At 43.8% G+C, this 12867-nt stretch carries 14 protein-coding genes; 3 read left to right on the top strand and 11 right to left on the bottom strand.

Annotated elements, in window-relative coordinates:
• Window positions 1-19: 19 nt before the first annotated feature.
• From EHQ17_RS19085 to EHQ17_RS19120, 9 genes are all read right to left on the bottom strand, one after another.
• The gene (locus EHQ17_RS19085) at window positions 20-1411 is read right to left on the bottom strand and encodes a HAMP domain-containing sensor histidine kinase (RefSeq protein WP_135593419.1); all 1392 of its coding nucleotides are present in this window, start codon (window positions 1409-1411) and stop codon (window positions 20-22) included.
• Window positions 1401-2105 carry a response regulator gene (locus EHQ17_RS19090; RefSeq protein ID WP_135593417.1) on the bottom strand — a complete coding sequence of 235 codons (705 nt, stop codon included), beginning with the start codon at window positions 2103-2105 and terminating at the stop codon, window positions 1401-1403. The genes EHQ17_RS19085 and EHQ17_RS19090 overlap by 11 nt, the downstream gene beginning before the upstream one ends.
• 236 nt (window positions 2106-2341) lie before the next feature.
• On the bottom strand, window positions 2342-2782 hold the full coding sequence (locus EHQ17_RS19095) for a hypothetical protein (protein WP_135593415.1): 441 nt from the start codon (window positions 2780-2782) through the stop codon (window positions 2342-2344).
• Window positions 2779-3177, bottom strand: coding sequence for a hypothetical protein (locus EHQ17_RS19100; protein ID WP_135593413.1), 399 nt, complete (start codon window positions 3175-3177; stop codon window positions 2779-2781). The genes EHQ17_RS19095 and EHQ17_RS19100 overlap by 4 nt, the downstream gene beginning before the upstream one ends.
• On the bottom strand, window positions 3161-3760 hold the full coding sequence (locus EHQ17_RS19105; protein WP_135593411.1) for an RNA polymerase sigma factor: 600 nt from the start codon (window positions 3758-3760) through the stop codon (window positions 3161-3163). The genes EHQ17_RS19100 and EHQ17_RS19105 overlap by 17 nt, the downstream gene beginning before the upstream one ends.
• The gene (locus tag EHQ17_RS19110) at window positions 3757-4149 is read right to left on the bottom strand and encodes a hypothetical protein (protein WP_135593409.1); all 393 of its coding nucleotides are present in this window, start codon (window positions 4147-4149) and stop codon (window positions 3757-3759) included. Before EHQ17_RS19110 ends, EHQ17_RS19105 begins: the two co-directional genes overlap by 4 nt.
• Window positions 4146-4319: an LIMLP_16695 family PerRB-regulated protein gene (locus EHQ17_RS19880; RefSeq protein WP_167881200.1), complete on the bottom strand. Its 174-nt coding sequence runs from the start codon at window positions 4317-4319 to the stop codon at window positions 4146-4148. Before EHQ17_RS19880 ends, EHQ17_RS19110 begins: the two co-directional genes overlap by 4 nt.
• Window positions 4320-4438: 119 nt before the next feature.
• Entirely contained in the window at window positions 4439-5110 is a 672-nt protein-coding gene (locus tag EHQ17_RS19115; RefSeq protein ID WP_135593407.1) for an NUDIX hydrolase, read from the bottom strand.
• Between the two features lie 31 nt (window positions 5111-5141).
• Window positions 5142-6308 (bottom strand): ribonuclease D, encoded by a 1167-nt coding sequence (locus tag EHQ17_RS19120; protein ID WP_135593404.1) that lies wholly within the window; start codon window positions 6306-6308, stop codon window positions 5142-5144.
• Between the two features lie 41 nt (window positions 6309-6349).
• Between EHQ17_RS19120 and purF the strand changes: the two genes are divergently transcribed.
• The gene (gene purF / locus EHQ17_RS19125; protein ID WP_135593402.1) at window positions 6350-7822 is read left to right on the top strand and encodes an amidophosphoribosyltransferase; all 1473 of its coding nucleotides are present in this window, start codon (window positions 6350-6352) and stop codon (window positions 7820-7822) included.
• 168 nt (window positions 7823-7990) lie between these two features.
• Here the strand turns inward: purF and EHQ17_RS19130 are convergent, their stop codons facing one another.
• Together EHQ17_RS19130 and EHQ17_RS19135 are read right to left on the bottom strand one after the other, a co-directional pair.
• On the bottom strand, window positions 7991-9184 hold the full coding sequence (locus tag EHQ17_RS19130; RefSeq protein WP_135593400.1) for an acyltransferase family protein: 1194 nt from the start codon (window positions 9182-9184) through the stop codon (window positions 7991-7993).
• Window positions 9185-9365: 181 nt separating this feature from the next.
• On the bottom strand, window positions 9366-10802 hold the full coding sequence (locus EHQ17_RS19135; RefSeq protein ID WP_167881199.1) for an aminotransferase-like domain-containing protein: 1437 nt from the start codon (window positions 10800-10802) through the stop codon (window positions 9366-9368).
• Window positions 10803-10870: 68 nt separating this feature from the next.
• Here EHQ17_RS19135 and EHQ17_RS19140 point away from each other — a divergent pair, with 68 nt between their 5' ends.
• Together EHQ17_RS19140 and EHQ17_RS19145 are read left to right on the top strand one after the other, a co-directional pair.
• On the top strand, window positions 10871-11656 hold the full coding sequence (locus EHQ17_RS19140; RefSeq protein WP_167881198.1) for a PhzF family phenazine biosynthesis protein: 786 nt from the start codon (window positions 10871-10873) through the stop codon (window positions 11654-11656).
• Complete coding sequence (locus tag EHQ17_RS19145; RefSeq protein ID WP_135593396.1) at window positions 11653-12855, top strand: aminotransferase-like domain-containing protein; 1203 nt, start codon at window positions 11653-11655, stop codon at window positions 12853-12855. Before EHQ17_RS19140 ends, EHQ17_RS19145 begins: the two co-directional genes overlap by 4 nt.
• Window positions 12856-12867 lie beyond the last annotated feature (12 nt).

The following is a 12867-nucleotide window of genomic DNA, read 5'->3' on the forward strand; positions in this document are numbered from 1 at the left end:
TTCTGCGGGAAAGAAGAATTCAGGTGGTTTCCGGTTGATACCGTATCGGAATCGTAGCCGAAAAGATCGTTCCGCCTTCCGGATTATCGAAAACCTTCACGGTTCCGTGATGCAGTCGAACGATATGTTTTACGATGGAAAGACCCAAGCCGGTCCCACCTTCCTTTCGGGAACGGTTTTTATCGACTCGGAAAAATCGTTCAAAGATTCTTCCTTTGTCTTCGTCTTGAATTCCGATTCCTTGATCGATGACTTGGAATTGAACCTGATCCGGTTTGACCGGAACGATTTTCAGAGTGATCGTTTTTCCTTCGGGAGAATACGAAGAGGCGTTCGAAATCAGATTCAAAAGCATGTGTTCTAGTAAAACCCAATCCGCGTAGATCATCAAAGACTCCGGCATGTCCACGACGAATTTCTGGTTTTTGGATGAGATCACACCTTCGACGGTATACGTGAGGTTTTCTACGAGTGATTTGAGGGAAAATTCCTCGTCACCGGAGATCGCCGTCTGATTTTCGATCCTCGTAATCGTGAGCATATCTTCCACGATACGAACCATACGATCCGTGTTCCTCGAAATCGCGTCGAGAAATCTTTTTTCGTGGCTGTCCGGAGACAACTTTAAACGATCCAAAAGTGTTTCGGTATATCCTTTGATCGAAGTGATCGGAGTTTTGAGTTCGTGAGACGCGTTTTGAACGAATTGTTCCCGAATTATATGCGACTGTTTTTCCTCGGTGATGTTTCGGATAACGCCGATATACATCAGTATTTTCCCGTTAGTACGCAAAGGATACATTTTGATCGTGTAAAAATTCTGCCCTAAATCGAGTTCCATTTTCGAATCGCCGGAGCCGCTCAAATGACTCAGTACGAATTCCAGAAGTCTCTGATCTCTAGTCGCGTCGCTTACCTTTCTCGATCTCGAGTTGGGTTCTATGAGCGACCCCGGAATACTTTTGTTTTGAAAAAGAATGGACGCGCTTTCCGGATCGATCGCGAATACTCCTTCTTTCAAATTTTGTAATACGGAATCGAATTTTTCCTTTTCGATCGTAAGATCCACGAACTGACTTTTCAATCGCGTGGACATTAAGTTTATGGAAGAGGCAAGATCCGCTAATTCCCTGATGTCGGGTAACGTAAGTTCGGAACCGAAATCTCCCGCGTTGATATCGCCCGTTTTTTTTTCGATCCGGTCCAAAGGTTCCGATACGCTTTTCGCAATCGAGTAAGACATATAAAACGTACCGAACATGGCGAAAAGGATGTAAAACGAAAAAAGGAGGATCTTAAGATCCGGATGAAGAAATTTTTCGACAAAAAGAACCCCTCCCGCCGCGACAAGGAGCACGAGAAGGAGTAACCAGTTGCTTAGGAGCAATTTTGAAAATAAACTACGCCTCATTGAATCTATAGCCGATTCCGCGTATCGTTTCGAGTCTTTCCTTTTCATCCCCGAGTTTATCGCGCAATCTCTTAATATTTACGTCAACCGCTCTGTCCGTGACGTAAATATCTTTTCCCCATACCCGATCCAATAATTTATCCCTCGTAAAGGCCACTCCCGGGTTGGTCATAAAAAGATTCAAAATTTTGTATTCGATTAGGGTGAGATCGACTTCCGAATTATTGATGAAGGCCTTGTGCGCTTTTAGGTTAAGAAAAATATTTCCGATGGTGATGTTTCCTTCGAATTGTTGTTCTTCTTCCCCTTCTTTGGATCTTCTGAGAACCGACCGGACTCTCGCGATCAATTCACGAGTGCTGAACGGTTTTCGAACGTAATCGTCCGCGCCCAATTCCAAACCCAGAACGGCTTCGGTTTCGCCCGATTTGGCGGTGACCATGATGATGGGAATCGAATATTTCTCCTTGATCTTTTTACAAAGGTCCATTCCTCCAATGCCGGGAAGCATCAGATCCAGAATGACGAGATCGGGCGTGTTTTTTTCCAGTTTGGGAAGCACTTCCAATCCGTTTTGACACGTATCGACTTGATAGCCGTTTTCCTCGAGGTGGAATCGTATCAGTTCGGCGATATCCTCTTCGTCATCCACAACGAGAACTTTTTGACCAGGGTTCCCCGATTGATTTTTCATGAATTCTATCTTCCGTTTTATTTCCCGGACCGATCGAAGCCGGTCGCAGCAATTTCACTTTCCGAAGGGAAAACGAAACACAGGTCCGATTCAAACAAAACCTTTATCATTCGACCGGATAAAGTTTATAATCCTTAATATTACAGAAATCCGTTACAATCAGAATACGAAAACGTTACAAACTACAGAAATTCGATTCCATCTCCGCGCTTTCCATGACGGAGAGAAAACAAAAATTATTCCCCGTCATCGAGCCGCGCGTTGATCTTTCGAATCAGAGCCCGTTGTCTAAAAATCGAAAAAACCAAAAATCCTCCGAGTAATAAGGAACCGATCAGATATACTTCGTTTAAACTTTTGAGGCGGGCGTGTTCCTCTTCGATCGCTTTGATCGACTCCAGATGCGAAATCAGAAAGTAAAATTTATCAGAGTCCTTCCAGTTTTTTTTCGCTTCTTCCCGGATTTGAGTGATTAGAATCGCAGCTTCCTCTTTTTTCATCTTTTGAATGACGGGAAACACACGGTCCAGATCCGCTTTGAGATAATCCTCTGCGCTCATCACAGGTTTCGTTTGGGAAGAATCCGCCGCTGCGTCCGCAAAAGCGGTGTTCGGCGAGATCAGGGAGATTAGGAGTAAAAGGGAAAAGATCGAAATTTTAATATTGTTCGGGTTCATTCAAAAAAGCCTAATTTGTTTTTCCATTCTTTCGTATATGGGTTTCTATAATGGACAAGATAGATTCCCGCCAAAATTGCGAAAACACAAAAGAGAACGCTGCTGGTCACCAAAATGGGAGCGAGCAAACCGGTCTGAATCAAAAAATCCAAGTCCAAAAAAAACAAAACGCTCAACGGGGAAAAACCCAAAAGAAACAATCCGGAAAGTATGATTTTAAAATGGCGCACGGGAATGATATGGAACATCACCTTACGTTTTAAATGCGGAGGAACCTGCGCGTTCGTCGGAATATCCGTGGGTTCTCCTTCGAAAAAATGCAGTTTCTCCTCCAACTCCGAAAAATCGGCACGCGAGGAAGGAATCGGAGAAGGGGATTCATTCTTTTTTTTCATTTTCTTCCCTATTCAACCAATCCCTCATGATTTCTTTTCCCCTGAAAATATAACTCTTCAAAGTGTTCATTTTCAAGTTTAATTTTTTTGAAATTTCTTTATAGGACATATTCTCGAAATAATGAAGCGCAATGGGTTTCCGATACAATTCCGGAAGGTTCTGAACTAGGTCGCGGATTTTTTCCGAACTTTCCTGTTTGAGAAGTTTGTTTTCCTGTTCAGAGGAGACTTCGCTTTTTTTTTCCTTTTCTATTTCCGCCAATAAAAGAGCGTCCAAGCCGGAAATTTCGGGGTGTTCCTTGCGATATCTGCGGATGATTTCGTTTCTGGCGATGGTAAAGAGCCAAGTGGAGAATTGGGATCTTCCTTGAAAGGTCGATAAACTTTCGAACGCTTTTAGAAAAATATCCTGCGTAAAATCTTCGGCTTCCGTTTCGTTGCGGAACGCTTTGATCGCTTGGGAATAAACGAGTCCTTGATAACGATTCATCAACTGTTCGAACGAATCGAAATCGCCATGAAGGACTTTTTGAATACAATCCCAATCTTCAGGATTGCATACGATGGGAGAATTTTCCCTCATCGAAAATATTTATAATAGCAGAGCAATCCTAAGCCGGTTCCGAGCGGGACAAGTCCTCCGAGCATCGCGAGTGATTGGCCTAGGACGGAAATGAAACCTATCGATAAAGCGATTCCCACAAAAGTAAGAATCAAACCTAAAAAGAAAGAATACGTTCTAAGATCGAAATGTTCTTTTTTATAAAGTCCGGCTTTGATGATTTCGATCCGTTGTCTATACCACCAATAAAAAACAAAAAACAACAGAGCACAACCGAATACGATTCCGAAAATGGGAACCAAATACAACACCACTTTATAGTCGGAACCCGAGCCGGAACCTTGCTCCTGAAGATGTTTCAGAATCAAATCCAGCGTCTGTAGTAATTTAGTTTTTTCTTCCGGTGTCATCTTGCGATTACTGTCTCTTTTTTATCGGCCGCTTTAGTTTTGAAATAAGGGAATCTTTTTTCGATGCCTGGTCGGTTGATCAGCGATTGATACCATTCTTCTTCTTGAAAACTTTCCTTTAAGAACGAGTTTCTCATTTCCGATTGAAAGAAGTCTTTGAGTCGTTTCATAGTTTTACCTCCTTATAAGATTATGTCCGATATAATTATCGGCGAGATGCGAATATTCCGTCGCATTATTTTATCCACATTCTTGAGACGGGAAACTAACTGAAGAAAAAAAAGTCTTTTTATTTTTTTTTGGAGAATTTACGCAACGGGTCGAAAAAAGGAGGTCCGGCCAGATTCGGTTCAACGGCGACGGGATTTCGTTCGAATCCCACGTACTCGCGTAGAAGTTGTACGATCATTCTTCCCGTAGCTCCCCAAAGTAATCCTTCTTCCAAGTCGAAATAATAAATTTCTATCTCTTTGGCGCTCGTTCTTCGAATTCGGATCGAATAGAACGGTTCGGTTTCCAATCGATGTAAATCCAATAAAATGAAACGTTCCACTTCCGCAGGGTTTGTGTTGAATTCGAAATTGCCTTTGTATCGAGCGACGAACGGTGATATGTGGAAACCCGTATTCGTAAAAAGACCGGAATATTCTCCGAGAATTTCCAATACGGCACTGGATTCCCCCATTTCCTCTTCCCATTCCCGAAGAGCGGTTCGCAATAAATTCTGATCGGAAGAAGAATACGCTCCGCCGGGAAAGGAAATTTGTCCGGGATGCGCTTTGAGGTTGGGGTTCCGCTTTTGGAGAATCAGCCCTTGTGTTCCGTCCTCCTTTTCGTAAATCGGGCAGATCACCGAAGAAGCTCGGGAAATTTCCTCTCCGAAAAAAGGAGGAGGAACTTCCGTGAATTCCTGTTTCGGTTTCGCGAGTTTTTCCTTTAACGTTTGAAAGTCGAATTTCATCGCGAATGTATATGCAAAAGTTGGAATGTTTTTATTCGAACTTTTTATTGATCGGTATCAATCCTTTGATGTTCGATTCGTACGGTACGTTTTGCAAAGCCGCGAGTATGGACGGACCGTAGTGCGCGACTTTCCATTCCGAAAACAGATTCATTTCCTTTAATTCCTCCAACGTTTTCGGATTTTTTTGCGCGAGTTCCGCGATCATTTTGTTGGAAGGCATCATTTGATGACTCATCCTGCGGATGGACATGATCGTTTCTCTCCAGATCCGAAGCCGTTTAAACCGTTCGCCTTCCTCGTCGTTTAGGTTTTCTCCGGGTTTTTTGAAAAGTTCGGATTTTTGTATAGGAGGCCCGCTCGGATTGGCGTAGATTTGGAACAGGGTTTCCGCGTCTTTTTTTCCTAAGACCTCGGTTAACTTCGACATGTCCCTTCTCGCCTTGACGAGTTGAACCACCTTTTCGTTGTTAAAGACTCGAAACGGAGCTTTGTTGAGTTTTCTCGATTTGTCGTCCCGAAAAACAAGTGTATCGTAGATAAAACGTCTCTCATCCGCGCTGAATTCCAGGATTTCCGGGAACTTATCCAGAGATATGGAATTTCCCTCCGAACCCGGTTCCTCAAGCGCGATCTTTTCGAATTCGGAAACGGCCTCCTCGTAGAGATTTCTTTTGGTCAATTCCTCTTTCATCTTTTCCCAAATACTTTCGAGGTAAACCGTATCCAAGGCCGCGTACTGGAGTTGGCTTTTTTCAAGAGGACGTTTTTCCCAGTTGGACTTCTGCTCTTTTTTGGAGAGTTTGATTTTGTGATAATAATCCACGAGGTAGGTTAGGGAATATTGATCGTGATCCAAAAGGCGGGAGCTGAATCCCGTGTCGGCGATATTCTTAAAGCGAAATCCGAAATCTTTTTTCAACGCTTTGATATCGTCTATGGCGGAATGGAAAATTTTCAGGATTTTTTCGTCTTCAAATAACGATCCGAGACCATCTAAGTTTTGTAGCTTTAAGGGATCGATGATGTAATTTTTTCCCTTTGCGGAAATTTGAATCAGACAGACTTTCGAAAAATACGTATAATAGCCGGATGATTCGGTGTCGATCGAGATCGAGTCGGCCTGACTCAAATTAATGAGAACTAATTGTAGGCTTCGAAGAGTGTCTACGACGATGTAATCGGAATTTATTTGCATGAAAAACGCGACCTGAGATTTTAAGCTTAAGAAGGCAGAGAATGAGCTCAATTCCCGATAAATCCAGTGTAAGAAAAAAGGCCCAGGATGACAAACCAAAAGATGAATGTGCGATTTTTGGAATTTTTAACACACCGGAAGCCTCTAATTTCACCTATTTAGGCCTGTATTCCATGCAACATCGAGGTCAGGAATCCAGCGGGATCGTTTCCTCGGACGGAGAACATCTTTATCGTTATGCAGGAATGGGTCTCGTAGCCAATATTTTTACGGAAACCAAGCTCAAGGAACTGCAAGGGAATTCGGCGATCGGACACAATCGATATTCCACGACCGGAGCCAGTTTTTTACGCAACGCTCAGCCGCTTCGTGTAGAATCCCATCTCGGGGCGGTTTCTCTCGCCCACAACGGAAATCTTGTGAATTCTTGGGAACTCAGAAGCCAACTCGAAAAGGAAGGAAGTATTTTTCAGACCACAATCGATTCCGAAGTGATCGTACATCTGATGGCTCGTTCCGGAGAAACCGATTTTCTTTCCGCGCTTTCTTCCGCGCTCAAAAAAGTGCGGGGCGCTTATTCGCTCGTCATTTTAACGAAATCCCAGTTGATCGCCGTCCGTGATCCGAACGGATTCCGTCCTCTCGTGATGGGACGACGGGAAGACGGCTCCATCGTATTCGCTTCGGAAACCTGCGCCTTCGACATTACCGATACGAAGTACGAACGCGACGTGGAACCCGGCGAAATGATCGTCGTGGATAAAAACGGAGTCAATTCGTATTATCCCTTTCCGAAAGCCACTCCGAGTCTTTGTATATTCGAATATATTTATTTTGCAAGACCCGATTCCAATATTTTCGGGGAATCCGTTTATAAGGTCCGCAAGAATCTCGGAAGATTTTTGGCCAGAGAGTTGCCCGTGGAAGCGGACGTGGTCATTCCCGTTCCGGATTCGGCAAGCATCGCCGCCTTGGGTTATGCGGAGGAGTCAGGTATTTCTTATCAATCCGGTTTGATTCGTTCGCATTATATCGGTAGAACGTTCATCGAACCCGATCAAAAGATCCGCGATTTCGGAGCAAAGATAAAATACAACGTCGTGCGTAACGTGGTGGAAGGAAAAAGAGTCATCGTCGTGGACGATTCCATCATGCGCGGAACGACGAGCCGTAAGATCATCAAAATGATCCGCAACGCCGGGGCTAAGGAAATTCATCTTCGCGTTTCCGCGCCTCCCACGATTTCGCCTTGTTATTACGGAATCGATATTCCCACTCACAACGAACTGATCGCCGCAACGCATACCATCGAAGAAATCAGAAAGTATCTTCGTGTGGACAGCATCGCTTATCTTTCGGTGGAATCGATGAATCGCGCCGTTTTGGATCACAAGGGCGGTGGATTTTGCAACGCTTGTTTTACCGCGCAGTATCCCGTGGAGTTTCAGAGCGAACTGGGAAATCAGAAAAGTCTTTTTAAGGAATATCAAGTCGAGGAACGCGTCGTTTATTAAACGAAGTCGTTTATGATTCGGGTGCGGGCCGCTGAACGCGGTGAATCCTTTGATACCTTGGCGTCAAAGGTAAAAGTCGGTTTGCGGTTCGTAAAAACGAAAAATCCGAATCGATAATCGATCGATCCGGATGAAAGCTCGAGTCCATCGAAAGGTTTTTGAGAAGAATTAAACCTTATCCGGAGTAGGGTGTTCCTTATCGAGTTTGATCTTAATATTGTGAAACGGTCTCTCGATGATCAGATATAAAATCCAACAAGATAGAAAAATCTTTAGACAAACGATCGTATAGATCGAAAAAAATCCGGACCAAGAAGTGTTGTCCATTCCCTTTCGAACGAATCGGATCGCCAGAATTCCGTGCCAAAGATAAATCGTATAACTCAATCTTGAAATCGGTCTGAAAAACGGAAGCGCGAAAAATTTATAAATCAGGCTTGCCGGTATCATCGCCGAAATCGTCAGAAGGATGAAAACGAGATGGTATAAATTGTAGCTGATCGTAGTTTCCAAAATCGGATTTCTTCGCAGTAGGACGCCGGAGAAAAAAAGTACTACGGCCGCTAAAAAGGCGCCGAACGCGTGTACGCCGGTCCATTTGGCGAAGTATTTTCTATTAAAAATTTCGAATACGATGATTCCGAGGAACAACGCGTCGAAACGAGTATGTGTCGCGTAATAAATCCCCGCGCCGTCCCCGTTGAACTGATGATAAAACCGGAAAAAAAGCGGTAAAATATAGATTCCCAGAAGAACCAACATTCTCCTTTGAAACGGGAGTTTAAATAAAACGAACAGGCAGAGAAACGGAAGAACGATGTAGAAATGTTGTTCGAGGGAAAGCGACCAACCGAATTCGAACATCCGATCCGAATTGTAATTGGAAACTAGGAAGATATCCGTCCAAGGATTGGAGATCGCGTTCGCCGCACGATTTAAAACGAAGGTTTCTATTTCGTTGGGGTTCGGTTTCGCCTTCATTTCCGAATAGATCACGAGCGAAAAAAGAAACGTAATGATTAGAATCGTATAATATGCCGGATAAATTCTCAGAATTCTTTTGATATAGAATTCCTTGATATTGATCGTGGAATATTTTTCATAAACGCGGAAGAGGCCCGCATAAATCAGAAGTCCGCTTAATAGAAAAAACAGATCCATAAAGTGGATCATGCTCAGGATAGATTCGAGCGCTCCTTCGGTGATTAGGCCGAGTTTTAAAAACTCATGCGTGTTGTTTTCCCATAAGTGAAAAAAGAGAACGAGTAAAATCGCAAAGGCCCGTAAGCCGTTGAGGGATTCGATCTCTTTTGGATCTTTTTTAAAAACGCCGAAAATATAATCGAGGATCTTTGTCTTCATCCGTAATCTTTACCGAAAATCGTCCCTAATTCTTTCTGTGGAAACTTCACCTTGGTCGTTCTAGGATACAGCGTCAACTCCAAACCGGATGGAATTTAAGTGGCCGTATCGGAGCGGATTGACGCCGTTTCGGAAGGAAATAAATTCTCATCGAAACGTTATCGTTGTTTTTACGCGGACATCAAAAAGTATTCTTCAATTGAGCGACTAACTTTCCTAACGTTTTGATTTTTTCCTCCACCTTCGACGTGAATCGAATTGCACCGCTTAAACGAAGGAAGTTTCGGAAGTTGCCGGTTCCGGAAAAGATGGGGCCGGGCGCTATGGAGATATTGTGTTTCCACGCTTCGTTTTGTAAGAGCAAACTGTCTACACGGCTCGGAAGTTCGATCCAAAATACGAGTCCGCCTTGGGGATTGGAAATCGAAGTCGTTTCCGGAAAGTTTTTCAATACGGATTCACGGATCTTTGCGAGGTTGGAAAACAGATTTCTTTTGAGCGTTTTGAGATTTCTTTCATAGGAGGTTTTTAGGAATTCGCTTAACGCGATTTGAGGAACGCTGGGAAGTGCGAGTCTCGCGATTTTGATCTCCTTTTGGATTTCGAGTCCTTTTTTACCGGGAAGAATCCAGCCGATTCTTAAATCCGGAGAAACGATTTTGGAATAGGAGGAGATTTTATATACGTTCTCTTTTTTATCGAAGGATTTTAAGGACATAGGACGGGAAGCGGTAAAATAAAGATCTCCGTAGATATCGTCCTCTATGATCGGGATATTTTTAACCGAACAAAGATCCACGACCTCTTTTTTATCTTCGTCGGAAAGAAGGCTTCCCGTTGGATTTTGGAAGTTCGGATTAACAATTAAACATTTAATCGGATATTGATGGATCGCTTCTTCCAGATGACGAAGGCTGATTCCGCAGATCGGATCGATGGGAATTTCCAGAGCTTTTCTTCCTGATCTTTGTATGCTCTGTAAAATTCCGAAATAAACCGGGGATTCCACCGCGATCAGATCTCCCGGCTTCGTTAAAACTTTGATACACAGATTCAACGCATCCTGACATCCGTTGGTTACGATTATATCGGATTCGTGGGAGGCGATTCCCTGGAAAGAGGCGCGTAACGCAAGTTGTTTTCGTAATTCCGGATATCCCTGCGAATTCTGGTAGTTGTGACCGTCCGCTATGAGGACCGCCTTTTTTAAATTCTTATGAAGCGCCGGAATAGGAAGATATCCTCTTTCGGGAATCGCCGTTCCTAATTGAAGAATATCAGGATTTTGTAATGAATCGATCAAGGATGAAATCCTTTCGTCGATTCCGAAGGACGGGACCAACTTCGGGCGTTTGGCCATTGAGGGAATTTTCGAAGCACCCTTTCTTGCTAAAACGACGTAACCGGATTTCGGTTTGGAACGGATATATCCCTCGTTTTCGAGCAATTCGTACGCTAGTAAAACGGTGGATATGCTCACTTTCTTTTCCACCGATATTTTCCGTAACGAGGGAAGTTTATCCCCGGCGCGGAAGATTCCCGATTCCATCATCGATCTAAATCCCACCGCTATGGATTCGTATTTCGAATTTTCATCTGTACTGGTTGAAAAGTTCATTTCTGTATCTGTTATGATCGTCCTGATTTTGATATAACATAAATCCATACGAAAGGAAATCATTTTTTATGAAACTCAGAATGTTCCAAATCGACGCTTTTGCCGAAACGGTCTTTCAAGGTAACCCCGCCGCCGTTTGTCCTTTGAAAGAATGGATTCCCGAGGAGCTCATGCAAAGGATCGCCGCGGAGAACAACTTGAGCGAAACCGCTTTTTACGTTCAAGAGGGTTCTTTCTATCGAATTCGATGGTTTACTCCGGAAACGGAGGTCGATCTTTGCGGACACGCGACGCTCGCCTCCGCGTTTCAGATTTTTCGCGAATCGGATTCGAAGGAAGAAGTCGTACGTTTTCAATCCAAGTCGGGCGAGTTAATCGTATTCAAAAAAGAGAATATACTTTATCTCGATTTCCCTTCCAGGATGCCGGAACAAGTTCGTGAAATTCCACAGACGATTTTGGAGGCGTTTTCTATTCCTCCGAAAGAAGTCTGGAAGTCCCGAGATTATCTTCTCGTTTACGATAACGAAACGGAACTGAAAGAACTTAAGTATTCCATGGAGGCCGCTTCTAAATTGGATTGTCTAGGTATCATAGCCACTTGTCCCGGAGACGAGCGTTACGATTTTTTTTCCAGATTTTTCGCGCCCCTGGCCGGGATTTACGAGGATCCGGTTACGGGCTCCTCGCATTGTAGTTTGATTCCATTCTGGTCTCGCAAACGAGTCCGGAAAATTATGAACGCGTATCAGGCTTCGCGAAGGGGCGGAAAATTATTCTGCGAAGATTTGGGAGAACGTGTGAGAATCGGAGGAACCTGCGTTCCTTATCTGGAAGGTTGGATAGAAGTATGAGCGAAAATCGAAATCGGTTTTCATCAAGGATTCTAAAATCCAATAAATCATTCATACGCGAAATTCTCAAAGTCACCGGCAATCCGGAAATCATCTCCTTTGCGGGCGGACAGCCGGATCCCGATCTTTTTCCCGTTACGGAGTTGGGTCGGTGTGCGGAATACGTATTTTCAAAGTACGGATCCAAACTTTTTCAATACGGAACCTCGGAAGGTTTCGCGCCTTTGCGGGAATGGATCTTCGAAAAATATTATAAAAATATAAACTATCCAGGTTGGGGACCGGAGAATATTCTGATCACATCCGGTTCACAACAGGCTTTGGATCTGATCGGAAAGATTTTCATCGATTCGGGGGATTCGATTCTCATCGAACGTCCCGGATATTTGGGAGCGATACAAGCCTTTGCCATGTACGAACCCGAATTTGTCGGTATTCCTCTTCGGGATGACGGATTGGATTTCGATTTTTTGGAACGGGAACTTTCTCGTTTGGAACCAAAGTTTCTTTATTCCAATCCGACGTTTCAAAATCCCACAGGCAAAACTCTGGCCGCGCATAAAAGAAGTTTCCTCTCCGAAATTTTGAGAAAACGAAAGGTTCTTTTGATCGAAGACAATCCCTACGGAGAAATTCGCTTCGAATCCGAAGCGATTCCGAGTATGATTTCCTATTATCCGGAAGCGACCGTTTCTCTGGGAACCTTCTCTAAAACCTTGTCTCCCGGTTTGAGACTCGGTTGGATTTTCGCTTCGAAGGAAATCGTAGAACGTTTGGTGGTCGCGAAACAGGCCGGAGACCTTCATTCCGGAACTTTTTCGCAGATTCTACTTCACGAATATCTCGAAACCTACGATTTTGAAACACAAGTAAATCGTATTCGAAATTCATACTTTAAAAAAATGGAATGTATGGAAAAGGCGTTGATCGAAAGTCTTTCCGATTTTGCGGATTGGGTTTCTCCGAAAGGAGGAATGTTTTTCTGGATTCGCCTTAAAAATTCGCTTTCTTCAAAGGATTTGTTCGAAGAAGCGATTCGAAATAAAGTGGCCTTCGTGCCGGGTTTTCCGTTTTATACGGATAATCCGGAAACGGATACGTTGCGATTGAATTTCTCCCATTCCTCCCTTGAAACGATCGAAACCGGGATTTCAAGGATCGGGGATGCGGTGCGGAAGATTTCGAAAATTCACGCTTAGGCGAAAGGGGAA

Origin of the sequence: Leptospira gomenensis (assembly GCF_004770155.1) — a bacterium.
In the GTDB taxonomy this organism is placed as follows: Bacteria; Spirochaetota; Leptospiria; order Leptospirales; family Leptospiraceae; genus Leptospira; species Leptospira gomenensis.